Annotated in this window: 22 protein-coding genes; 20 read left to right on the top strand and 2 right to left on the bottom strand. The window is 41.1% G+C overall.

All coding sequences use genetic code 11. From position 1 onward, the window contains the following. The first annotated feature begins 153 nt into the window (after window positions 1-153). The 16 genes from VJ09_RS10455 to VJ09_RS10380 all read left to right on the top strand — a co-directional run bounded on the left by VJ09_RS10455 (window position 154) and on the right by VJ09_RS10380 (window position 19074). Window positions 154-1077, top strand: a complete 924-nt coding sequence (locus VJ09_RS10455) for a conjugal transfer protein (protein ID WP_044641385.1) — start codon at window positions 154-156, stop codon at window positions 1075-1077. 11 nt (window positions 1078-1088) lie between these two features. Next, window positions 1089-1346, top strand: coding sequence for a TcpD family membrane protein (locus tag VJ09_RS10450; protein WP_044641384.1), 258 nt, complete (start codon window positions 1089-1091; stop codon window positions 1344-1346). Between the two features lie 16 nt (window positions 1347-1362). After that, window positions 1363-1779: a TcpE family conjugal transfer membrane protein gene (locus tag VJ09_RS10445; protein WP_044641383.1), complete on the top strand. Its 417-nt coding sequence runs from the start codon at window positions 1363-1365 to the stop codon at window positions 1777-1779. Beyond that, window positions 1751-4204 (top strand): VirB4 family type IV secretion system protein, encoded by a 2454-nt coding sequence (locus tag VJ09_RS10440; protein WP_044641382.1) that lies wholly within the window; start codon window positions 1751-1753, stop codon window positions 4202-4204. The genes VJ09_RS10445 and VJ09_RS10440 overlap by 29 nt, the downstream gene beginning before the upstream one ends. Before the next feature lie 14 nt (window positions 4205-4218). Then, on the top strand, window positions 4219-7011 hold the full coding sequence (locus tag VJ09_RS10435) for a hypothetical protein (RefSeq protein WP_044641381.1): 2793 nt from the start codon (window positions 4219-4221) through the stop codon (window positions 7009-7011). Window positions 7012-7025: 14 nt separating this feature from the next. Next, window positions 7026-7253, top strand: a complete 228-nt coding sequence (locus VJ09_RS10430) for a hypothetical protein (protein WP_044641380.1) — start codon at window positions 7026-7028, stop codon at window positions 7251-7253. 54 nt (window positions 7254-7307) lie between these two features. After that, window positions 7308-9080 carry a type IV secretory system conjugative DNA transfer family protein gene (locus tag VJ09_RS10425; protein ID WP_044641379.1) on the top strand — a complete coding sequence of 591 codons (1773 nt, stop codon included), beginning with the start codon at window positions 7308-7310 and terminating at the stop codon, window positions 9078-9080. A 263-nt stretch (window positions 9081-9343) separates the two neighbouring features. Then, window positions 9344-9835, top strand: coding sequence for a hypothetical protein (locus tag VJ09_RS10420; protein WP_147635470.1), 492 nt, complete (start codon window positions 9344-9346; stop codon window positions 9833-9835). 105 nt (window positions 9836-9940) lie between these two features. Beyond that, on the top strand, window positions 9941-11311 hold the full coding sequence (locus tag VJ09_RS10415; RefSeq protein ID WP_044641377.1) for a sigma-54 interaction domain-containing protein: 1371 nt from the start codon (window positions 9941-9943) through the stop codon (window positions 11309-11311). 110 nt (window positions 11312-11421) lie between these two features. Further along, window positions 11422-12450 (top strand): L-erythro-3,5-diaminohexanoate dehydrogenase, encoded by a 1029-nt coding sequence (gene kdd / locus VJ09_RS10410; protein ID WP_044641376.1) that lies wholly within the window; start codon window positions 11422-11424, stop codon window positions 12448-12450. Between the two features lie 15 nt (window positions 12451-12465). Beyond that, a complete protein-coding gene (kamA, locus tag VJ09_RS10405; RefSeq protein WP_044641375.1) occupies window positions 12466-13728 on the top strand; it encodes a lysine 2,3-aminomutase in 1263 nt (420 codons plus the stop codon). A 15-nt stretch (window positions 13729-13743) separates the two neighbouring features. Continuing rightward, complete coding sequence (gene kamB, locus VJ09_RS10400; protein WP_147635469.1) at window positions 13744-14733, top strand: lysine 5,6-aminomutase reactivase subunit KamB; 990 nt, start codon at window positions 13744-13746, stop codon at window positions 14731-14733. Window positions 14734-14798: 65 nt separating this feature from the next. Beyond that, window positions 14799-16364: a lysine 5,6-aminomutase reactivase ATPase KamC gene (gene kamC / locus VJ09_RS10395; RefSeq protein ID WP_044641373.1), complete on the top strand. Its 1566-nt coding sequence runs from the start codon at window positions 14799-14801 to the stop codon at window positions 16362-16364. Between the two features lies 1 nt (window position 16365). Then, entirely contained in the window at window positions 16366-17943 is a 1578-nt protein-coding gene (gene kamD / locus VJ09_RS10390; protein WP_044641372.1) for a lysine 5,6-aminomutase subunit alpha, read from the top strand. Further along, complete coding sequence (gene kamE, locus VJ09_RS10385; protein ID WP_044641371.1) at window positions 17943-18710, top strand: lysine 5,6-aminomutase subunit beta; 768 nt, start codon at window positions 17943-17945, stop codon at window positions 18708-18710. Before kamD ends, kamE begins: the two co-directional genes overlap by 1 nt. 100 nt (window positions 18711-18810) lie before the next feature. Next, window positions 18811-19074 (top strand): GPP34 family phosphoprotein, encoded by a 264-nt coding sequence (locus tag VJ09_RS10380; protein ID WP_044641370.1) that lies wholly within the window; start codon window positions 18811-18813, stop codon window positions 19072-19074. Window positions 19075-19542: 468 nt separating this feature from the next. On the opposite strand, the gene VJ09_RS10375 is transcribed toward VJ09_RS10380, so the two are convergent. After that, window positions 19543-20046, bottom strand: coding sequence for a DinB family protein (locus VJ09_RS10375; RefSeq protein WP_044641770.1), 504 nt, complete (start codon window positions 20044-20046; stop codon window positions 19543-19545). 169 nt (window positions 20047-20215) lie between these two features. Between VJ09_RS10375 and VJ09_RS19170 the strand changes: the two genes are divergently transcribed. From VJ09_RS19170 to VJ09_RS10355, 4 genes are all read left to right on the top strand, one after another. Further along, window positions 20216-20497 (top strand): transposase, encoded by a 282-nt coding sequence (locus tag VJ09_RS19170; RefSeq protein ID WP_082050483.1) that lies wholly within the window; start codon window positions 20216-20218, stop codon window positions 20495-20497. Beyond that, window positions 20440-20643, top strand: coding sequence for a zinc ribbon domain-containing protein (locus VJ09_RS18055; protein ID WP_267904295.1), 204 nt, complete (start codon window positions 20440-20442; stop codon window positions 20641-20643). Before VJ09_RS19170 ends, VJ09_RS18055 begins: the two co-directional genes overlap by 58 nt. Before the next feature lie 125 nt (window positions 20644-20768). Further along, window positions 20769-21461, top strand: a complete 693-nt coding sequence (locus VJ09_RS10365) for a M24 family metallopeptidase (protein ID WP_044641768.1) — start codon at window positions 20769-20771, stop codon at window positions 21459-21461. A 723-nt stretch (window positions 21462-22184) separates the two neighbouring features. Continuing rightward, window positions 22185-24230: a (Fe-S)-binding protein gene (locus tag VJ09_RS10355; RefSeq protein ID WP_044641368.1), complete on the top strand. Its 2046-nt coding sequence runs from the start codon at window positions 22185-22187 to the stop codon at window positions 24228-24230. A 69-nt stretch (window positions 24231-24299) separates the two neighbouring features. On the opposite strand, the gene VJ09_RS10350 is transcribed toward VJ09_RS10355, so the two are convergent. Next, complete coding sequence (locus VJ09_RS10350; RefSeq protein ID WP_147635468.1) at window positions 24300-24617, bottom strand: hypothetical protein; 318 nt, start codon at window positions 24615-24617, stop codon at window positions 24300-24302. Window positions 24618-24656: the final 39 nt, after the last annotated feature.

Here is a 24656-nt window from a genome sequence, read left to right as displayed (position 1 = left end):
CCTAACTTTTTGGGTTTCATATAGAAAACTGTACAAAGTTGTTATAAAATACTAATTGATCTCTTCAATTGAATTTTTAAACATTATCATGTAAGTACACCAATCATTGTAATGGAGGAGATAGCACTGAAAAAAGCAATTCGGAATGAACGCATGCAGTCGATTGTACGCATTGTACTGTATGTAGTGCTAGCCGTCTTCCTCGTGCGAAATACACTCGATATCATAACAGACTTATCTACTACATCAACTGAAGCACAAGAGCAAGAGGAGCAAAAAAAGAGCACGGAAGTACCAGATGCGGCAAAAAATGTAGCCAAGTTGTTTGTTGAGAAGTGGTTGAATTACCAAAAGGGACAAAACAACTTTGAGTCAGAGCAATCTAGAATAATAAGTGCGTTTATGACTCAAGATGGCCAAAAGTCTTTAAGCAATAATGGCCTTACATTTGAAGAATCAGCCCAACAACCAAACGCAAATAAAAACATTCCAAATGACCCTAGTAAAGCGGGCCTAGGTGTTCAGGATGTAGAGGTGTGGGATGCCAAGTATGTGACTACGACTACCACTCCTCAAAAAGAGGCATTGATCACCGTTCGAGCCACTTTAAAGGACGGGCGTCTCTTGTATTTATCGGTACCAGTTACCGAGGTGAATGTTATCAATGGGAATCCAACTTGGTTAGTGTCTGATCCCCCAGCTTTATTGCCGGCACAGGAAACGATTAAACCTGAAAGAGAACAGGTACAAATCAGTGATGAGGAAGTAGACAAAATCAAGCAAAAGTATGAACTGTTTTTAAAGGCCTATATACGTGGTGAACCTACCACTATGTATACCGAGAATGGAACTCAAATAGGTCTGAATAATGGTCAGAAATTAATGGATTTAGTAAATAGTGACTCGATTACGTTTACTGATCATAAAGTTTTATTCAACAACGCTGATTCAAACCCGGTTATTATGTCTGCTAATGTTAAATTTAAAGATGTTTATGGTTACATTTATACATTTTCGTATCGAGTTACCTTTGTTTTAAAAGATGGGAACTACCTTGTCCAATCCATTCAAAATTAGGAGGTTATAGTATGAACGTATTTCTGGCAGCACCTACATTTATTAAAGAAGGTGGAGATTGGATTCTCGATCAGATCACCACGATTGTTATCGTTGTTTTGGTACTATTGGCAATTAAAGCTTGGATCAACAAAGAATACATGACAGTTTTCACTTCTATTATCATTGGTGGAATTATTATGGTATTTGCAATGGCAGAAGACACCACAGTTCAAAACATGGGGAATCTCCTCTTGGATATCTTTGGCTTGAAAGATGATATTAACTAGCCAAAGGTGATGTTATATGGGACCACAACGGATTTTCACATATGATGCAGTTTGGGGCTTAAAGCGGATGTTTTATCACATTGAGCGCTTTAAGCTTCCTGTTCCGATCAAAGTGACGGAATTACTGATCTTCGTAATTTTTGAAGTTATGTTTATCATTGATATGGCAAATGCTAATGTTTTTGGATTTTTGCCACCAATTATTAGATTTCTGTTCATACCCTTAGGTGCTTCTTTTATTCTTTCTAGGTTAGATATAGAAGGAAGACCACCATATCGGATTATCCAAAGTATTATCATTCATTACTTCGACCATAAACATTGGTCGCGTGGTTTGCCGATACAAGAAGAAGAAAAGGAAGAGACCCACAAAATGACCAGATTGGTAGGAGGTATCCGAGATTATGCTACATCTTCCTACAGAGATTCATAAAAATATCGCGTTTATTGAAGGACGACCATGGGCTTTTTATCGGGTCGTCCCCTTTTCATATGGCTCCTACTCAGTAGATCAGAAAAAGCAAGCGTGGCGGAACGCTAGCGATTTTTATCGCCAAGTACAGCTAGCTGAAAACTATGCTCAAATGTGGATGATCCGACGTCGCTTTGATTGGGATGATTACCTCTCGCGACTAGTTAATACAGTAGAACCAGCTAGAAGAGAAGCAGCGCGGCAATCGATGTTGGATTGGTATGAGTTGATTTCGCAAGGAACATTACCAGATTATGATTATTTGGTCGCATTTGAGTTAACTCAACTAGACGCAAATAAATACGGTTGGTTTACACAGACGTTTGGGATTCCTGCTAGAGCTTTGGAATCTCTGCTCGGACTAACCAAACGGATCAAGAAAGAAGAAGTAGAGGATGCTCTGGATAAAGCCTATGACTATGTATGGCTCGAAAAGCGGGCTTCTGAATTAGATGGACTTAGAAGAGGGTTTGAAGATCGAACATCCGCCCTCAATCAGTTAGATCCTCTAACAGAGGCGGAGATTGCAGATTTCTACCGAATGCATTTTCATCGTGGGATGTATATTAAACCACTTCCTCAACAGATGAAAGCTGTGTGGCCTAAGGGACCACAAGAGTACACTTGGCTAGCAGAGGGGAAGAGAACTTACAGTTGGCGGCATGTTCTTTGTGAACAAGAAAATGAGAGTCGATATGTCAGCTTTATCGCACTCGCCACTCTGCCAGATGAAGTGTATTCTCCAAGTTCTGAGTTGTTACTAAATATGACTAGTGAGATGGATTTTCCAATTGAAGCTACTTTCCGTTGGAAGACAATTGCTAATAAACAGGCGATTAATATGGTATTACAAAAGAAAAAAGATATGGACGATGCGATTGGACATATCAATCAGGTAGAACATCTACCAATTAGCTTGCAACGTCAGCAACAATTGGCAGAAAATCTTCGGGATGAAGTAGAGACAGATAAACCACCACTTTTAGAAAGCTATCTGGTTTTATGTGTAGATGCTGAAACAGAGGATGAACTTACTACTCGCTCTGAGAAGGTGATCCAATATCTAGACAGCCGAGGTTTTGTTGCTGCACGACCAACAGGAGAGCAACGTGGACTATTTGAAAGTTGGTTGCCTTCTACGATGTGGCAAGGACGAGGTTATCAGAAAAGGATGCTACCAGATGTAGCAGCTGCTTTGACCGTTCCAGGGGCTTCGGAGATGTTAGGTGATCCAAACGGGGTGCCAGTTGGGGTTACTCGTCGTGGTGGGGTTGTAAAGTATAACCCAGAACGGGGTCCGCAGGTAAACCAGAACGCATCCATGGTAATCACCGGTACGCTAGGTTCCGGTAAATCTCATACATTGAATAATCTTATCCATAAAACAGCTCTATTTTGGAATGCGAGAATATTTGTAGTAGATCCAAAAGGAGAACGAAGTCACTGGGTAGGGCAGATGCCAGGTCTAGGTGATCGCGTTCACACCTTGAAGCTAGATGGTCGAAAAAGTCCGGGATCGCTAGATCCGTTCCGCTTGATGAGCCATGACTTAGACTTTGCTTCGGAGATTGCCGTTTCTGTTATCTCTCAGTTTGAACAAGGTTTAACACGTGCAGATAAAAACATGCTTCTTAGTGCAGCGGAGAAAGCAGTTGCTTCCAAAGATCCTTGTATGCCGAGAATGCTAGATGCACTAAGCCAAGAACCACAGGGGAAAGACTTAGCGGAATACTTGAAGCGTGTTGCTAAGCTGCCTTTAGGTAGACTTGTGTTTGGAGAAGGGGAAAAACTCCATGTCCCAGATAACGGGATTGTTCTCTTGCAGTTAGAAGATTTAGAACTACCTCAAGAAAAGCAAAAGCCGAATGGTCTGCGTCAGGAAGCATCCGTTGCCGTAATGGCGATGACCGCTATTTTGGCTGAGCAGTTTGTTCTACGAGGAACCAAAGGTGGTTTCCGGGTTGCGGCTCTCGATGAAGCATGGATTTGGCTTCGTACCGACCAAGGGAAAGCACTTGCTAACCGTCTAGAGCGTGCTGGACGTTCGATGAACGCAGGGATTTGGTTTGCTACCCAAAACCCGTCTGATATCGATAACGAGATCCTCAATAACGTAAGTATGTACATCTGTCTTGGGACCAGTGATGAGAATGAGACCACACTTGCTATCGAAGCACTTAATCTCGATCCAGAAGATGAGGGGCTTCGTGCAACTCTCCAACAGCGTCGTTCAAAAGCACATTCTGGTTTTGGATTTATGAAAGATTTAGAAGGGCGATCTGGCTATATCCAATTCATTACCCCAGAAGAAGATTTAGTGGCACTATTTAATACCAAACCGGAAGCAAGTGCTGCATCTAAGGTTACTTCAGAAGGCGGTAGGTAGGGAGGGAGAACTGCTTGAAGAACAAACAGCTGGTATTTCTAATGTTGGCTCTGTTACTTATTTTAAGTGGCTGTGCTACTACAGGAACAGAAAGTGGCAATCAGCAATTGCCAAAAGCAGAGGGACCAAAGTGTGATGCCTTTGTACAAGAATATAATAGAGACTTAACACAAGAGGGAACCCCTGCAACATATGATAATTTTTGTCCAGATGAATATGTACTAGAGTTGTTACTTGCTAATAATGATGGAGTAGATAGCCCTGGTGATGCATTTAAAGAAGCAATCAATGGACTAGCGAATGCCGCTTGGCAACTCTATGTAAAAGTAACCTTTGTGGTGATCTCGTTCTTAGCATGGGCTTTTAACTTGGAGATTATCGATTACATCGCCCATGTATATGAAGAGATTTTAGAAATACTGACCGAAGATTCAGAAGGAAATATGAGTATTTTTTCCCAGCTGTTCTGGCTCCTGTTTGCTTGTGCAGTTGCATGGGCAGTTTATTATTGGGCAACAGGCAAAAAGACCAAAATGTGGCAGACCCTAATTAATATTATTATCATCCAAGCCCTGGTAGCACTGTTGTTTACTAATAGTGATAAAAACCCTCTTAGTCTCACCAAAATTTTGCAAGGTTCTACAGATGTGAGTGCGGCAGTCTCCAATCAAGTTCTTACAGGTTTTATAGGAAAAATGGATTCAGGTTGCTCGAAAGATGCAGGCGGAGGGGCTCAGTCATCGGCTGCGGCAATTGAAAGAACGAAAGATGCACTATATTGTGTATTAGTATTGACTCCTTATAAAACCATTAACTTTGCTAAGATTGATGATGCAAATTTTAGTCACCCTGATGGATATTCTCCTAAAGGTGATTATGATAAAGTCCCTATTAAGATGAATGGTGATAAAGTTGTAGCCGCTCGTTGGGAAAAACTACTCCTGATTAACACAGAAGAAGGAAGAGAAAACTTTATTGCTTCTGGTTATGAAAATGAAGGATCAGATATAGAAAAAAGTAGTCCAAATAATCCCATGTACCGGTTAACCGAATATGGCTATATGGATCGTATTAGTTCCATGTTACTCTTAACCTTTGTTTCCATTATCGTAGCGGCTGCATTCTTTGTAGTCTGTACATTGGTTCTCATCTGGCAATTTATTGCATTAGGTAGAGGGATCTTGGGGATCTTCTATCTATTGATCAGTCTGTGGCCAGAATACGGACTAAAAGAGGCTGTTCAATGGTTCTGGTCGATGCTTCAAGCACTATTTATGAAAGTGCTGTATACCATCTTCTTGTCTGTTTACATCGTTATGATGCTTAAAATATCGACAGAATCAGAAATCAATGTCGATGGAGAAATGGTACCATTCAGCGATGGTCTAAAACTATTGTTCCTGATCGGTCTCATGATCGGTTTGTGGCAAGCAATGAACGAACTTCGCTCGAAAGTTCAACAAATCCCACTTGAGGGTGGTATGACGCTAGCAGGTGCACAAGAGACTGCACTAACTCAAGGAATTCAAGATAAAGCAATGAATATGGGTTCAAACCTAGTTCAGAATGCTGGTAGAAAAGCAATTGTTAACCCAACTAAGTGGGCTGGTAATAAAGCATTGGGTCTAGCTAAAACAGGAGCCAAAGCAACGGCTAAAGCAACTGCTACTGGAGCAGCACGTACAGCAGCAACATTGGCTACAGGGAATCCTAAGTATATGACTGAAGGCTTGAAAATGAAGGAAAAGCTACAAGATTTGAAACAAGCCGCTCAGTCGCGTAAAGACCAAGCGCTAGAGAATGTAGCTGGTAAAGTGGCTGGTTTGCAACCTGGATTAGCGATGGCTGGAAGATTAGCAAGAAGCAAAATGAGTAAGAGTATAAAAGAAAATAGAGAAAAAACAATTGGCCTAGCAGAAGGTAGAATTAATACCGATAGATTCTCTAAAGAAACTCAGATGGCGATTAAGGCAGCAGAAATGAAAGGTGCAAATCCGCTATCTAAAGAAGCTTTGGCAAAGATGAAGGAGAAAAGACCAGATTCTGTAGCATATAAAGAATTGAGTGAGTATAAGAAGAAGATTGAATCGGGTAAATTTGATATTGAAGCTGAATTGCATATTAGTAACTTAAAGCGTGTAAATAAAGATTTACCTATGGTTGGAAAAGATGCAATGTCTCGCTATGTTCTTAGCATGAGTAAAGAGCAGCAAAAACTACAACAAGTAATGCATTCTTCCGCTAGAAGCTTAGGCAAGATTGACAAGAAAAATAGCAGTGCAGATTGGCAGGTTTCTGGAAAAGTGACCAAAGAAGCTGCCCAAGTTTATAGAGGGAAAACACGTGTTGAAGAACGCGTTGTGAAAATGAAAGAAGAAGGCAAAGCTTTCCGCATGGATGCAAAACAAAGACTAGAAGTACAACAAAAAGTAGCAGCTAAGAAAGAGAAGTTTGAGCGCTATGGAGTCAACTACAAGCCTGCACCTGCCAAAGGATCCGCAAGCAGAATGGATGACCAACAGTTGGCTTCGATACAAAATAACCTGGCTAAGCAGATGCAGAGCCAATTCAGTGACATGAATCGTAAGGTTACCCAAGACGTCAATAGAACGTTGAGGGATGTAAATCGAAATATGCAAGACGTAAATAAATCAGTCCGGAATTTGGATAGTGCTCGCAAGCAGGATTCCTCTCAACAAAAAGAGCTAAATAACAAACTAAACAACTTAGCAAATAAAAAACCAAAAGATAACAACCCTCCAACTAATAAGAGGAAACTAGACGGAGACGATAAGAGCTCTAAATAGAGAGGAGTAGTCTCATGGAGCAAAACTCTAATAAAGAAGAAAATCAACCGCAAGATTCAAAAGCATACTCCCAGCAGTACAAAAACAAAGTAGATGAAGCTTGGACAGAGATGAAGAATTTAGCCAATGAGAGTTTTGGTGGACTGATGGCAGACCGAAGAAAGCTCATTCTGATAGGGATTATTCTCTTTGTTGGTGCAGTTGCTTTTTTGAGGGGCTTTTTGCTCTCGCTTTTTCAATAACCAGTACAAGCCTCTAGCTTTTATAGTTAGAGGCTTTTATTAGGAGGGAAATAGATGGCAGTTCTCAAACCAGGCCAAGGGCAAGATGATCCAGTTCAGGTGCAAGCGAAGGATGATCGAAGTGCGACGATTATCATGGAGTTGGTAGCCTTTGGATTAATCGTCTTATTCCTAACCCTACCTGCAATTATCGGAGCAGGTATTGCTTATCTCATTCATTGGCAGAAATGGAAAGGTTGGATCTTCGCTGTTATCGGAGCAATTGGTTCTGTGATGTTAGTTCAATTTGGGTTTGGAAGTGACTATTACCAAGGGATAAGTTTGGGCGTTAGTTTATTAACTTCTAATAATGAATCGACTTCTTTTGGAGAAGTTTTTTTACTTCTCCTACCACTTTCGCTTAGTTTAGGATTGGTCCTTGGTACGTTGCTACATTGGTTAGTAAAAAATCGACCTGAGTTGGTAGGACTACCAGTAAAAGTGGTCGATAATACGGTTATCAATCTAGAAGTGAATCAACGAAAACTCAAAAATCTCCCTGATATAGAAGATGGAGTAATCTTAGGATTGGATGCGGATAACCAACCAATCACCTTATTGGATAAAGAAGCAAATATGCACTCCTATATTAGTGGTGCGACAGGTGCGGGAAAAACCAATACCATTCGTATTATCTTGGAAAGTGCTATTCGTCGCGGAAAGCCTTGTATTATCATTGATGGTAAAGGCGATCTTGGGTTTATGGAAGAAATTCGAGAGTTAGCAGAGTTTTATAATCGAGATTTCCAAGGATTTTCCTACACAGGGAAAACCAAATACAATCCTCTTCGCCGCGGTAACTATACCGAGCTCAAGGATAAATTAATTGCAATTGAGGAATGGACAGAGCCATACTACAAACGGGCAGCCGAGCGCTATCTTCAGCTCGTATTTAAAATCCTACAATTAGCAGGTAGAACCATTGACCTACAAACCGTACAAGACATGCTTACTCAAAAGAACTTAATGGAAGTTCTGAAAAGTAAAGATATGAAGCATGTGAACAAAGATCAGATTAATGTTATGAAAGAGTATGTCAATACCCTAGACTCTAACCATAAAAATGCGTTGGATGGTCTAAAAGACCGCTTAGCTCTTTTGACGGAGAGTGATGTAGGACCGTTATTCCATGAAACAGGTGATGGAGATGGCGATGTGATCGACCTCTTTGAGGCAATTAAACAGAAAAAAGTGATTCATATGGCTTTATCTGGTCTATCATACTCCTCCTTTACGCCTGCACTCGGTGCGATGATTGTAGAGGATCTCAAAAGTGTGGCCGCTGCGGTCGGAGAACATGGCTGGATTGATCATATTTACGTAGTCTTGGATGAGTTCAACCTATTCGCTGGAGAGAACGTCGTCAATATGATTAACAAAAGTCGTTCCGTAGGATTCTGTTGTCTTATGGCTACTCAGGAGCTGGCCGATTTACAAGCTGGTGGCGGAGAAGAGCTGATCGGTCAAGTAATCGGGAATACCAACGTTAAGATTGTCCATCGCCAAGATGTACCTAGCTCTGCGGAATACATGGCAGAAGTAGTTGGAACAGTAAAAGTGGCGGACAAGACTACTACAACAACAGCAACCCTTTTTGGTGCATTGAGTAGTGGAGTTGGCTCGGTCCGAACGATCGAAGAATATCGGATTCATCCAAACACATTGAAAACCCTCAGGCAAGGGCAGGCTGTGGTAATCAAAAAAACCCCGAATAATGTAGCAGCCCCTACTCAAATCCGATCTTCTTATGAATGGGATAAAAAGATGAAGAAGAAAAAGGCAAATTAAACTCCATAGACATCAGACTTATCCATAACAGACAAAAAGGCCGTTTTTCTCATCAGGAAAATGGGCCTTTTTGTCTGTTATTCTTTTGGGGGCAACAAAGATACTTTAGTAGAATACAATGTTAAAACTAACGGCTACTAAACTTTTTGATAGACATTTTAGTAAAATAAAGTATAATGGAATTAATAACTAATTTAGCATTTCTTTGAAAAATTCATACAAAAAGTCGTAGCCCCTTCCTGTGAGTTGAAGGACAGATGTTCATGGAACTTACCATCTGTTATCACTCCGCTTTCCAGAAAGGAAGTGAAAAAATGCAGTGCGACTTTAAGAGTATCCTTTATGTAAAGCAACTCCGGACCCTAATGAACAATGATGAGCAAGTGCAAAAGCTGCTCACGTCCCTCATAAATAGCATGGACCATGCGTATCGCTCCTCACGTCAAGAACAACTCAATTTTTTTTTCCAAACTCTCATGCAATGTGAAGCATCTAAGATTGTAAAGCCGCTTAGCTATCACCGCGATATCTATTTTCAAGTTGTCTATCTCCGCATGATTACTTCCGAAGAGACCGTCCACCACCTACTCAGTTTAATGAATCGCTATATCATGACCAAAAAAGACCTGTCGAAAACCTTTCAAACCAAGAGCACGCAAGCCTATATGACAAAGAGTAGCCAAATTTTTGCGGAGTTGTGCTACCAAATTTTGCTATCCGCTAATTGGAATGACCAGTATTATGCCGTGAATTAAAGAGAGGTGCGAAGTCGAAGCTGATTTCCCCTCTCTCTATTTTTTTGTTCAGTGCCGAAAATCCGGCGAATATGCTGAAGATTAAGCGGAGGTGGGACTTACATAATGACCACTTTTTCTAAAGATTTTATCCAAGAGATTTTGGAATTGGTAGAGGATGCGATTCACATTGTGGATCACAATGGTAAAACAGTTTGGTATAACAGGAGAGCAGCTTATTTAGACGAATTAACCCCGAGTGAAGTGATGGGATCCCATGTACTAGAGCTATTTCCATCCTTATCGGAGAAGAGTAGCACGCTGTTACAAGTGATTCAGACGAAAAAGGCTATTCCAAGGAACAAGCAGACATATCAAAATCGACATGGTAAGAAAATTACCACCTTTAATCAAACAGTTCCTCTTTATTTAGACGGCATTTTTTGGGGTGCGATGGAGGTAGCACAAGATGTGACCTCTGTTCAGGAGTTAAGCGAACGGGTAATCGATCTAGAACAGCGGGTAAATAGAGGTTCTCATTCTTCAACGAAAAAGACAGAGAGAGCCTATCAGTTCTCTGACTTTTTGACGCAAGATCGCGATTTGCAACAAAGCATTCAGCAATCAATGGTAATCAGCACGACCGATTTACCGGTCTGGATTGTGGGAGAAACAGGTACGGGGAAAGAAATTTTGATCCAATCCATTCATGGTGCCTCTAAACGAAAGAACAAGCCATTTATCGTGCAAAATTGTGCCTCTATTCCTGGTGCTCTATTGGAAAGTCTTCTGTTTGGTACGGCAAAGGGGGCTTTTACAGGGGCTGAGGAGCGAAAAGGATTGTTCGAAATTGCAGATGGGGGGACTTTGTTTTTAGATGAAATTCAAATGCTTCCACCGGATCTTCAAGCTAAACTACTGCGAGTTATTGAAGATGGAAAAGTCCGCAGAGTAGGAGACTGGAAAGAGCGAAGAGTGGATGTGCGGATTCTCGTTGCGACCAATGAAGATCCCCAACAAAATATGACTACAGGTAAACTTCGTTCGGATCTTTACTATCGATTAAATGGGTTCCAAATCACGCTTTCTCCGTTACGGGAGCGAAGAGGGGATATTCCGCTTCTAATTGAGCATTTTCTTCATGATGCTTCTCCTACCTATTATCTAAGCGAACAGGTAAGGAAATGTCTCCTGCTTTATCATTGGCCGGGGAATGTTCGCGAATTAAAGCATGTCATTGCAAGTATTACAACCATGACAAGCGAGAAAGGGGAGATCGGTATGGAACACCTTCCTGCTCAGATCGTGTCTGCAAAGGAAAAGCAGGAGCCATCGATTCTATCAGGAGGATTAGTAGAAGAACTAGCAATGGTAGAAAAGAAATTAATTACAAGAGCACTAGAGAAAAGCAATGGAAACGTCAGTATAGCGGCTGATTTGCTACAAATTCCACGACAAACTCTTCAATATAGAATAAAAAAATGGTTTTCCTCTTGAATGCCCAATATTGGGCATTTTTTGTTGGGCAAATAACAGAGAAAGCAAGGTTTTATCTACCTTACGTGTTGGCATGGAACTTGCATAATTAGGGATGGAGGTGAGAAAAGGTGACAGATGATTGGTACGGAGTACACCGAGTTCTAGAGCCAAAGGGAGTTTTACCACAACCTGCTTGGAAATTAGATTCTACGCCTATTATAACGCCTGTTGAAATGTTAGTAGAGGTGGAGAAGCTCCATATAGATTCTGCCTCTTTCCATCAGATTTTAGATGAAGTTGGAAAAGAAGAGAGGAAGGTTCGGGACAGAATCGCAGAGATTATCTATACAAGAGGAAAGATGCACAATCCGATTACAGGATCTGGAGGAATGTTAATCGGAAAAGTTGCAGAAATAGGTACATCATTTCCTAGAAAAGTGCAAATTGGCACTTCGATAGCGACCTTGGTATCTCTTACACTGACACCTTTACATCTAAAAGAAATTCACCACATCGATTTAGAAACGGGACAGGTAACCCTTGATGCACAGGCAATTCTTTTTGCTACAGCTCCTTTCGCAGTCTTGCCAGAGGATCTACCAGAGTCGGTCTCTTTAGCAGTCTTAGATGTATGCGGAGCACCAGCCCAAGTGACCAAATTGGTGAAGCCAGAAGAGACAGTCTTGGTATTAGGGGCAGGAGGTAAGTCTGGGTTACTCAGCTGTTATCAGGTCAGGAAACGCCTTGGAAATAGTGGGAAGCTTATTGCGATGGAGTATCAAACAGAAGCTTGTGAATTATTACGTTCCTACGGTTGGGCTGACCAAGTATTACAGGTTGATGTGCGAGATGCAATGGAGGTACTGAAACAGGTCAGGGAACACACAGATGGCTTGTTAGCCAATACGACCATTAACTGTGTTCAGATACCAGATACGGAAACATCGTCTATTTTAGCAACCCGAGATGGTGGAATGATCTATTTCTTTAGCATGGCGACCCAGTTTACTGTTGCAGCCCTTGCAGCAGAGGGATTAGGAAAAGACATCTCGATGATGATTGGAAATGGTTATACAGCTGGTCACGCAGAGTTGGCCATTCAGTCTCTACGCGAATCAAGCGAACTACGGAGTTGGTTTGAGAAAAGATATGGGTAAAAGGAGTGAAGTGCATTGCGTGATTGGAGACAGATTGAGCTGTGGAAAGATGTAACAGAAGAACAATGGAATGACTGGTTGTGGCAATTAACCCATACGATCAAGACACTAGAAGATTTGGAGCAAGTGGTGAACTTAACTCCAGAGGAGCGAGAGGGTGTACGTATTGCCAACCAAACAATCCCGCTTAATATCACTCCCTACTATGCTCTTTTGATGGACTCTGATGATCCATTAGATCCTGTACGAATGCAATCGGTACCCATTTCCTCTGAGTTAACACGTACTCCCTATGATCTAGCAGACCCTCTGTTGGAAGATACGGATTCCCCTGTACCAGGATTGACACATCGTTATCCAGATCGTGTTCTTTTTCTCATCACCAACCAGTGTTCCATGTACTGTCGCTACTGTACTCGTCGACGGTTTTCGGGACAGATCGGAATGGGAGTACCCAAAAAGCAGATGGATGCTTGTATTGAATATATCCGACAGCATCCAGAAGTTCGAGATGTTTTACTGTCTGGAGGAGACGGTCTCCTAGTGAACGATCGGATTTTAGAATATTTGCTTAGCAATTTACGTTCTATCCCGCATGTTGAGATAATCCGAATTGGTACGCGAGCACCAGTCGTTTTTCCGCAGCGTGTTACAGAAAATCTTTGTCAGATTTTACGCAAGTACCATCCAGTTTGGCTCAATACCCATTTTAATCATCCCAAAGAATTGACCCCAGAAGCTCGAAAGGCTTGTGAGATGTTAGCAGATGCAGGGGTTCCTCTTGGAAATCAATCCGTAATTTTAAAAGGAATCAATGATTGCCCGCATTTGATGAAAAAATTGATGCATGAATTAGTCAAGACACGCGTTCGACCATATTACATTTATCAGTGCGATCTTTCGGAGGGGATCGGGCATTTTCGAACACCAGTTAGTAAGGGAATCGAAATTATCGAGTTTCTTCGTGGACACACATCTGGCTATGCAGTTCCTACTTTTGTTGTGGATGCTCCGAGTGGTGGTGGTAAGATTCCAGTCTCACCTAACTATATTATTTCTCAAAGTCCAACCAAAACAGTTCTTCGCAATTTTGAGGGAGTGATCACTAGTTATCCTGAACCTGAAAGCTATCAACCCCATGATTCCACTACTTGTGCGTACTGTTTAGAAGCAAACGGAAGTGCAGGAATAGCAGGTCTCATGCAGGATGAAATGGTGAATTTAGTTCCCCAAAAACTTCGTAGGGAAGAACGACGAATAAGCCAGGAAGCCCCGTAAATTTAGATGGATACAATGGAAATCCTCCGATTATTTCCCGGGAAATCTTTGGCTTTTGTAGGACTTTCTAAGAATGCCGGAAAAACAACCGCAATGTGTCAAGTTGCGAGAACCCTAAACGGGATTCACCAACTAGGGTTAGTAAGTATTGGGGTGGATGGCGAGAAAAAAGATGTCTGGAGCGGGAGGAGTAAGCCAGCAGTTTGGGTACCCAAAGGAGGGGTAGTGGCCACTGCTGCCCCTTTTCTTTCAGAGCACAAAGAAAGTTGGAAAATTCTCGACTGGATGGAGTCGACTAGTCTACTGGGACCTTTGATCATAGCAAAAGCGATGGAAGAGACAACCGTTACCTTAGCTGGTGTTACCAATATTCGACAACTTCAAGACGTACAGAACAAAATGTGGAGACTAGGCGTTACCCTTCTCCTTCAAGATGGTGCCTACGATCGTCGAGCTATGGCAGGGATTTCCTGTGCGGATGGTGTTATTCTCATTGCCGGTGCGAGTGGTTATTCCCATCCACAAGCACTAGCTAAAAAGGTAGAGGAGTGGTTGAGCAGTTACTGTCTTCCTCGGTTTGCTAGCCATGCATTACTGGATAGTTCACGGAAAAAGAAAGAGTACCTTCTGATAAATGCTAACGGTGAGACGCTACTATCTCATTTGGACCAAAACTCTATTCTTGCTATGTTATGTTCCCATGCATCATTAGAAGAGAGTATTCTCTATTTCCCAGGAGCTCTCACTACTCGGCTTTATGAACGAATTTCATCTTTTGGAATTCAAACGATTGTCTTGGAGGACCCTACTCATCTTTTTGTACCACCCAATATTTTTCAAGCAAAGGAGAAGACATCTGTACAAGTGCTATATTTACCCCAGCTTTTGCTAATCGGATACAATCCTTATTCAGTAGATGGTTTTGTTTGGAATTCCACTTTAGTAAAACGAGAGATTGAGTTAGTAGCAAAATCGTTCCCTGTGGTCGACTTTCAAAAATATTAAAAGATCTACACCAAAAGATTCCTGTTTTTGATTCTGTGTAGGCTTCTAGAAAGGAGGAATGGTAGGTGGGGCAACGTAGCGGGAAAATATTCAAAGAAATAGAGGAACTATGGGAGATTCCGATCTTATCCTCTTATGGCAAACAACGAAAAAAACAGTGGAGTGCCTACCAGCCTGGGGAAGAGGAGATCTGGCAAAAAGAGCTACAAAAGCAAGAAGAGATTGGAAAGATGATAGAACAGAATGATGAAATAGAGTCTTTGTTGATCGAAGAATTAGCTGCTCTGCCAGATCTTACTACCATACTTCAAATGTGGGAAATTCAACAACTAGGTAATATTCAAGATTGGTTCTTCCTCAAGCGCTTTGTAATAGGTTTTATGCGTATTATTCGAATTTTGAAGAATAACTCGTTTTTGAGTTTGCTAACAAAGGAGGAGGCTTTCGAATTGGAAGAGATAATCGCTACGTTACAGCCCAAAGCTCCGATCACTTCGTCCTTTTCTTTGTTAGACGGTTTTTCAGCAAATTATGAAACACTTTGGAGAAGATTACAGCAATCTGAACGGTCTTTCCATTCATTAGTGGAGAAGCGTCGGAGGCAAATGTCGATTCTTTTGGGGAAAAAATCAAATCATCTTGGAGAATGGTCCTGGTCTAAACAAGACAACGAAATCCCAAAGGAACTACTAGAAGAATTGGTTCTTGTACGGCAGACGCAATGGGAATCAATCTACAGACTACGTGAAACAAAAGAAGAACAAATTAGACGGATAGAGTGTGAGAAACAAAGAGATGGGCTGGAGGAGGAAGCCCAACGTGTTTTATTTGGTCTTTATCAACGATGCAACCCTTATCGAGAGAACTTAAGTAAGTGGGGGCAAAGAATTGGAGAGTTAGATTTTAGTTTTGCCAAATGGCGGAAGGCTAGAAGTTGGCAGGGTGTAAGGCCTAACTACGGGCAAAAGTTAGAAATAGTAGAAGGTCGGCATCCTCTCATCGAACGAGAGTTACAAAAACAAGGAAAACGCTTTTATCCAATTAGCTTTTCATTAGGCCAGGAAACAGCAATTCTCGTTGGGCCCAATATGGGTGGCAAAACAGTAGTCTTGAAAACAATTGCCACGATTGCGTTTCTGTCTCAGTTTGGATTTTTCGTCCCAGCTTCTAGGTGTTCTCTACCTTTGTTTTCTTGGGTGGAATTGATTCAAGATGATACTACGCTATCAGGTCTCAGCAGCTTTGGCAGTGAGATGTCTCAGCTAGCTAGAGTGCTGGTTAGCCCGTCTTTCGGGTTTCTCTTGTTAGATGAACTGGCTAGGGGAACCAATCCGAATGAAGGAGCTGCTCTATCAATTGCCATTGCAGAATATTTAGTTAAACATCGGTTTCCAGCAATTTTGACTACTCATTTTCCAGAAGTGTTAGAAGTATCAGGGGCCTCTTTCTACCGGATGGTCTCGCATAGTACTCCGCTTGAAGACGGTTTTTCAGTTCTCTTTCAACTGACTCCAATGGAAAAAGGAGAGAAACTTCCCCAAGAAGCGATCCAAACTGCTAGAAAGCTAGGTTTGCCAGAGGATATTTTGCAAAATGCAGAGAGGTTACTCGAAAGCAGGAGGGAGGAGTGACATGGAGAAACTTCGTTTAAGTAAAGAGCAGATCATGGAGGCAAGAAATCTAGCAAGAGAGATTGCGGAACAAATTGACCAATTTATCGCATCTAAGACGACAACAGCAATGGAGCGAACCGTACTTCGTTTTTTAGGAATCGAAGGGGTTCAGGAGGATGGGATTCCCCTAGTCAATATTGTGGTCGATCATTTATTGGACAATGGTGGGATAACGGAAGGTGCATCCTTTTGGGTCATAAATGCCATGATTCAGGAAAACCGATCTGCTATCGAAATTGCAGAACAAGTAGCAAAGAATCAACTCAATCTAATGGAGATCCCGGTTATTGAGTCAGAGAAAATCTGGGAAAAAGGGAGTGAGATGGCAGAAGAAGCACTTGATAAAGTCTTGGAAAACAGAACAATACGGGAGCAATGGCTACAAGATTCTCCGATAAGGAAGCAGCCTCTTCTCTATGTGATTGTGGCAACAGGAGATATCTATGAAGATGTGATACAAGCTCGATCAGCAGCGAGGCAAGGTGCTGATATCGTGGCAGTGATCCGAAGTACGGGGCAAAGTCTTTTGGATTACGTCCCTTATGGAGCGACAAGGGAGGGATTTGGAGGTACATTCGCCACTCAAGAGAATTTTCGCATCATGCGTCAAGCATTGGATGAAGTAGGAGAAGAGTTGGGACGATATATTCGTCTATGCAACTATTGTTCTGGGCTTTGTATGCCAGAGATTGCAGCGATGGGAGCAATGGAACGATTAGATGTAATGTTAAATGATGCACTGTATGGAATTCTTTTTCGCGATATTAATATGCAACGTACGTTTATCGACCAATCCTTTTCCAGAATGATCAATAGCTATGCGGGAATTGTGATCAATACAGGGGAAGACAACTACCTCACCACTGCGGATGCGGTTCAAGCGGCGCATACAGTACTTGCTTCTCAGTTTCTCAATGAGCAACTTGCGATCCTTTCTGGTTTACCTGAAGAACAGATGGGATTAGGGCATGCTTTTGAGATGGATCCTATGCTAGAAGATGGGTTTTTATTGGAGTTAGCACAAGCTCAAATGGCACGACAGATCTTCCCTCGTGCTCCGCTGAAATATATGCCACCTACCAAACATATGACAGGAAATATTTTCCGTGGACATATCCAAGATGCTCTATTTAATCTCGTTGGTTCTTGGACGGGGCAAGGAATTCAGCTTCTCGGTATGATGACAGAAGCGATGCATACTCCACATATCCATGATCGCCAACTTGCAATCGAGAATGCCCAATACATTTTTCGGAATACTCATAATTTAGGAGAGGAGATCATTTTCCGTCCAGGAGGGACAATAGAACAGAGGGCACAAAAGGTGTTGCAAGAGGCTGTTCAGACACTTCGTCAAATTCGGGACATGGGAATGTTTCAAGCACTAGCTAAAGGAATTTTGGCCGATGTGAAACGAACCGAAACAAGTGGCAAAGGGTTGGCTGGAGTATTTCGTAAGTCGGATACCTATTGGAATCCAGTCGAGTCATCTCTTCGTAAGCGATTAGGATTACCCAAGCGGGAGGGGACGTACTAATGAATAGTGATTTACGAAACGTCCGCCCGTATGGCGATACCTATCATGATGGTGCTGTACAAGTAAGTTTTTCGCTCCCTGTGCCATGTGGGGAAGAGGCTCGAGAAGCAGCTAAGCAATTAGTGATCCAAATGGGATTGTTAGAGCCGCAAGTCTACCACATGAAAGATCTAGGAGAGAATTTTACCTATTTTATCGTCTATGGTAAGTGTCAGCACTCTGTCGATTTCACCTCCATCTATGTACCTAAAGTAGAGAGCGAACGAATGGAATTCCAAGAGATCAATCAGTTTATTCATGACAATATAGGACGAAAAGTAGTCGTGCTAGGAGCCTGTACTGGGACGGATGCTCATACGGTTGGGATTGATGCCATTATGAATATGAAAGGATACAACGGAGAGTATGGTTTGGAGCGCTATCCAGAGATCGAAGCTTATAATTTGGGAGCACAAGTCCTCAATGAAGATTTAATTCAGAAAGCAAGAGAATATCAAGCAGACGTGTTACTTGTCTCCCAGATTGTCACTCAAAAAGGAGTGCATCTAACCAATCTCACTGAGTTAGTCGATATGTTAGAGGCAGAGGGAATGCGTGATCAGATCGTGTTGATTTGTGGGGGACCTAGGATTCATCATGAACTTGCTTTGGAGTTAGGTTATGATGCTGGATTTGGTCCGGGTGCACTGGCACCAGATGTGGCTTCCTATTTCGTACAGGAGCTGTATCGCAGAGAACAGAAGAGAAGACAAGAAAAGATGTTATAACGATAGATAAACCCAAGAATAATGAAAAAGTCTTGGGTTTCTTTTGCTTTTCATAAATTTTCTTTTATCCACTAGTCAATATTTCTCTAAACCTATGGGAGTGGGAAAGAAAATTCAGGAGCAATTAATAGGAGAGTTAGTTCGCAAGGATGCAATAAAGGAAGACGAATCCAAGCTATTTTATCTTATTCCAACAAAACGTTACGTACATCAGGAACATATTAATAGACAAATTATCGAACGACTACGTGCAGAAGTTTTAGAAGATGGCAAAGTAGAGGATCAGACGATTATGTTGATCATACTTTTAGATACCTCTAATATGTTAAGGGGTATTTTTCCTCCTATGAGAAACAGCAATTAGTAGAGCGACTACAAGATTTTAAAGTAGGAAACTCAGAGTCGTGGAAATTTACTAAAACGATAAAAGCGGTCATTAGTGATAGTGCAGCATCAGCGTCTGCTGGTGGAGCTGTTATTTAGGAAAGTTGTAGTGAAGCAATATGTCCCGACAGCGTAGCTGGGAAGTGATTCAGGAAGCAGAGTACGTGACAATCAGTGAGCTTGTTCGATTAACATCTAATAGATATAGTCCCTCAAATATTAAACTGAAGTTGAACTTCTGCCTTTTGAATAAGAGGATACTAGACTCACTAGACGTTATCATCGAGTCACTGCAATCAAACGAATAGAAGAAATCCAAGCTTATAAAGATCAAGGTTTTTCGATCACAGAAATACTTGATCAATATGGAAAGTAATAGAAAGCTACTGATGACTGCTTTGCAAAAGTAGATCATTAGCTCTTTTGTTTGTGGAATAAGCAATTTTGATCAAGATAGTGGTTTCTCTATTGTTTTTAGGAACTCCGCGATTTGCCGTTGATGATGATGATCATGGTGAACGGAATCTTGGATATAGTTACATAATGTATAGCGAGATCCAGAATAACTATCTATTTCTTCTCCATTTAATTTAAACGGAATATGAAACTGCTCTTCTGTTTGTTCTCTCAGTTTTTCCACTAGTTTTGTTCGATAGTGGATCACTTCTTCTACTAACTCATTCATGGAAATTCCTGATAAAGCGTATATAGACGATTTATTATTTAACTGTTGAAATGGAATAAACTCGATGTCCGCTCCAGGGCGTATATGTGGAAGTATTTCTTGAAGAAAATATCGGTCCCAAAACATCAAATGAGATAGGATTTCCGCGATGGACCATTTCCCCTCTGAAATCGGTTCTAGAAAAGTTTGATGGTCGTCTAATTTGAATTGCTGAATCCAGAATAGGAATTGTTCAAATTCCATGATGATGGTTGCTTTGTTTTTCATGAAGATCACCTTATATAGTAGTTGCTTTTTTAAGATTTGCGAACGGGAATTCTCCCCATTCAATGGGTAGATGAAAGGGAGCATTGCTCAGTATCCTCCTTGTGGGGATGCTTAGAGCAATTTATTTTTTGCACTTTCCTCCTACTACATGTAATATAATTTTCCTTATATGTTACTATATTTACCCTATTTTTGTTATACTATATGTATGAGTAAAAACACTGTAAAACACGCTAGGACTTGCGTGTATAATGTCAACTACCACATGGTATGGTCGGTGAAGTATCGTAGAGCCGTACTGGATCAAGAGATTGAAACGTATCTAAAAGTTATTTTTCAAGAGATTGCGGAGGAGAAAGGGTTTGAAGTAGCTATGATGGAGGTGGGAGAGANATACAAGTGGACCCATACAACACGTCTCAGGCTTGCTCAAAATGTGGTCAGATCGTAAAAAAAGAACGAAAAGATAGAGTCCATAGTTGCTCTTGCGGTTATACAGAAGATAGAGATGTAAATGCGGCAAGAAACATACTACATAAAGCAGTTGGACATGTTCCAACGCTAAAATGCGGACAGTTAGAACTAAACCTAATATAGGCATGGAACGTGCCTTCGTGGAGAATGCGACGTTGGTCGATTCAATGAATCGAGAAGCTCGCCATTTCAATGGCGATGTAGTTCACAAAATTACCTATAGCATAATACATAGAGGTGAGAAGGTTTTGAGGCAATCTTTAGAGAACAGGCACGCAGCTCTTCGGGAGGCTGAAAGGAAAGCAGAATCTTTATTTAAAGAGGTCGAAAAGCGAAATATTTTAAGAGCTGGTGTAACCGAAAAGCAGATCAATCGCGAGGTATATCAATTAGCATTTGAAATGTTCGGGATCAAGAAATATTGGCATAAACGGATTGTAAGAACTGGGAAAAATACTTTGTTTCCATATAAAGAGAATCCACCAGATCTAACTGTTGCTAGCGATGACATTATCTTTCTCGACTTTGGCCCTATCTTTGAAGACTGGGAAGCGGATTTTGGACGCACTTATGTTCTTGGAAACGATCCACAGAAGATAAAGTTACGAAACGATATTGAAGAGGCTTGGCAAGAGGGGAAAAACTTCTTTCAATCTAATCCAGATATAACAGGCAGTGAACTTTTTGAGTTTATGTATGAACTTGCGACGAAATATGGATGGGAATATGGCGGACCACATGCAGGTCACCTCATTGGCGAGTTCCCTCATGAACGAATTCAAGGTGATGAAGTGGAGAACTATATTCATCGTGATAATAAAGTACGGATGAGAGATCTTGATCAAAACGGTCAGCCACGAGATTGGATCTTGGAAGTCCATTTTATTGATCGAAACCTGAAAATTGGTGGATTTTTTGAGCAGTTATTGACGGTTGAATAAGTATGCAGTTTTCAATATATGAATGGATGTTTATGTTACAGACTGTAGGGGTTTTCCGATAACAATTAGAAACGCAACAAATCTATAAAATGTTGTTTGTTTACACTTATGATTTTTATATAGCGGCAAAACCAGAAGAAGTATGGCAAACACTTGTATCTGATGAAGCCGTAAAACAGATTTTTTATGGCTGTACGATTCAATCCACATTTCAAGTGGGTGACAGGTTGTGAAAAAAATTGAAACCCCAAAATAATCGAAAAACAAAAGGAGAAGTTAATTTTTAGTATTTTGTTATACATACTTTAGGATGTATTTGTTTGTTCATATCTTGGTTTCTTATAGGTAGTGCTGTTCAAAGTGCATATGATAGATATTCACATGGATTAGAAATGGTAATGTTTTGGGGCTATAGTCTTATTACAATAGTACCTGCTTTTTTGTGTTATTTATTTGGATTTTTAGTATATAGAAAGTCATTGGATTGGACTATGTTCGGAATCACATTTATTACGGGCATTTTTATCATGATATTACCAGATGTTATATGGGTCATAGTACCAAAATAAAGTAATGAGTATCACTTTTAGAGGCATCTTCTATTTATCCAATAGGAGATGTTTTTCTTTTCCTAAAAATCGAATGAATAGTCATTCATTTTTTGTTAAAATGAATTTACACATAAGAAAGCGATTACAAAAACCTTCAAAGGAGTGCTCGTCTATGAGTTTACTTACTCTGAATTGGATCATATTCGTACTAGTAGCAGGCATGGCGTTTTACCTGTTTGGTTCTGTAGTATATGCGAGGTATGTGTATGTCCGTCTTGGAAAGCCAGCCGATCTACAGCGCGATTGGTCTGTTGCTTTTCGAGAGTTTATGGTCAATGTCTTTGGACAGAAAAAGTTATTGAAAGATAAAAAAAGCGGTTGGATGCATGTAGTGATGTTCTATGGATTTATTCTCATTCAGTTAGGGGCTCTTGACTTGTTCTGGAAAGGGCTTGCTCCTGGTTCACACTTACCAGTTCCTTTTTATCCAGGATTCCTATTGCTGCAAGAGCTGACTACCTTTTTTGTGCTCCTTGCTACTCTCTATGCTTTTTATCGTCGATATATCGAGAAATTGGCTCGACTGAAGCGAGGCTGGAAAGCTGGAATCGTCATTATTTTATTGACCACTTTAATGTTCTCTATTTTATTTTCCGCTACCTTTGAAAAGATCGCCATAAGTGGGCAAGTCGAAATCTGGACACCTATTTCCTCTCTACTTGCGCTTCCGTTCTTGGGATGGATGAGTCCTGAGACAGGAGAAGCACTATTTTATGCGGCATGGTGGCTACATGCTTTAGTTGTCTTTACCTTTTTGGTCTATGTCCCACAATCAAAGCATTTTCACCTCCTTGTCGCACCGATTAATGTGCTATTAAAAAGACAAGATGCTCCATCTAAATTGAAGCTGATTGATTTTGAGGATGAGACGGTAGAAGAATATGGAGTAAACAAAATTGAGGACTTTGATCAAAAACAATTGATGGATCTGTATGCTTGTGTGGAGTGTGGGCGTTGTACCAATATGTGCCCTGCATCAGGTACAGGGAAGACCCTATCTCCAATGGATCTCATCGTCAAACTGCGTGATCATCTGACAGAGACAGGGGCAGCGATCACTTCGCAGACTCCATGGGTTCCTTCATTTGCTTTTGGAGGTGCTAATCAAGCGGCACTGGAAAGTGCAGCAGGTAGCGAGCGCAAACAGCTGATTGGTGAGGTAATCACAGAGCAAGAATTATGGGCTTGTACCACTTGTCGCAACTGTGAAGATGCTTGTCCTGTGTCGAACGAGCATGTAGATAAGATTTTGGATATGCGTCGCTATCTCGTGATGACTGAAGGAAAAATGGAGCCAGAGGTTTCTCGGACGATGCAAAATATCGAGCGTCAAGGGAATCCGTGGGGAATTAGCAAGAAAGATCGTGCAAAGTGGGCTAATGAAGGTGATGTTGTCGTACCAACCGTAAAGGAAGAAAAGGAATTCGAATATCTATTTTTTGTTGGTTCGATGGGCTCGTATGATAACAGAAGTCAAAAGATCGCTCGTTCCTTTGCTCGATTGCTCCAACATGCAGGCGTGAAGTTTGCCATTCTTGGAAATAAGGAGAAAAATTCAGGGGATACCGCTCGCCGTCTAGGGAATGAATTTTTGTTTCAGCAACTGGCGGGAGAGAATATTGCTTTGTTCGAAAAACATAATGTAGAGAAAATTGTAACCATTGATCCTCATGCATATAACACGTTTAAAAATGAATATCCAGACCTTGGACTCAACGCCAAAGTTTATCATCACTCAGAAGTATTGGCAGAGTTAGTCGATCAGGGCAAACTTAAGCCGATGAAAGAAGTGAAAGAGAGAATTACGTATCACGACTCTTGCTATCTCGGTCGTTATAATGGTAAATATGATCCTCCGCGATTTGTCCTGTCACATATTCCAGGCCTTGAGTTAGTGGAGATGGAGCGAAACCGTGAAAATGGAATGTGCTGTGGAGCGGGCGGCGGTTTGATGTGGATGGAAGAGAAGGAAGGAACTAGAGTAAATATAGCTCGTACCGAACAAGCATTGGCAGTCAAACCAACCATGATCGGAAGTGCGTGTCCATATTGCCTTACGATGTTGTCTGATGGAACAAAGGCAAAAGAGGTAGAAGATCAAGTGCAGACCATGGATGTAGCGGAAATCTTGGAGTTGAGTATTGGAATTTCCTCATAAAATGGCAGTATCTCGAAAGAAGAGTTTTCTTCTTTCGAGATACTTTTTGTCAGAAAGTGCTAAGACGAGCTATATCTTTTTCAAGATGCCTACTACGATTATTACGACAATGATGATGTAGATAAAATGATTCATTACAAAGATGAGAACAGAAATTGCGACGATGAGAGCGAAAGTTAGTATAATCCCATACAAGAAATATTTAATGTTGGAATTCTGGTAGTAAAATTTCTTCAAATACCATGAGTAAGCGATAATGGCTGATACCAAAATGAGATCTACTAGTAGGTTTGCTCCAAATGCGACTGAGATGATCAACCAAATGGCGATTAGAGCCATCAAGCAAATCATACCGGGCTTTTTGATGAACGTTACTACAGTTTTCATAAAGTGAATCCTCCTTATAATGAGGACTCCCTTTTGGTC

Source organism: Risungbinella massiliensis, assembly GCF_000942395.1.
GTDB classification, from domain to species: domain Bacteria; phylum Bacillota; class Bacilli; order Thermoactinomycetales; family Thermoactinomycetaceae; genus Risungbinella; species Risungbinella massiliensis.
Note: the sequence above shows the minus strand (reverse complement) of the source record. Positions and strands in the feature narration are given on the sequence as shown.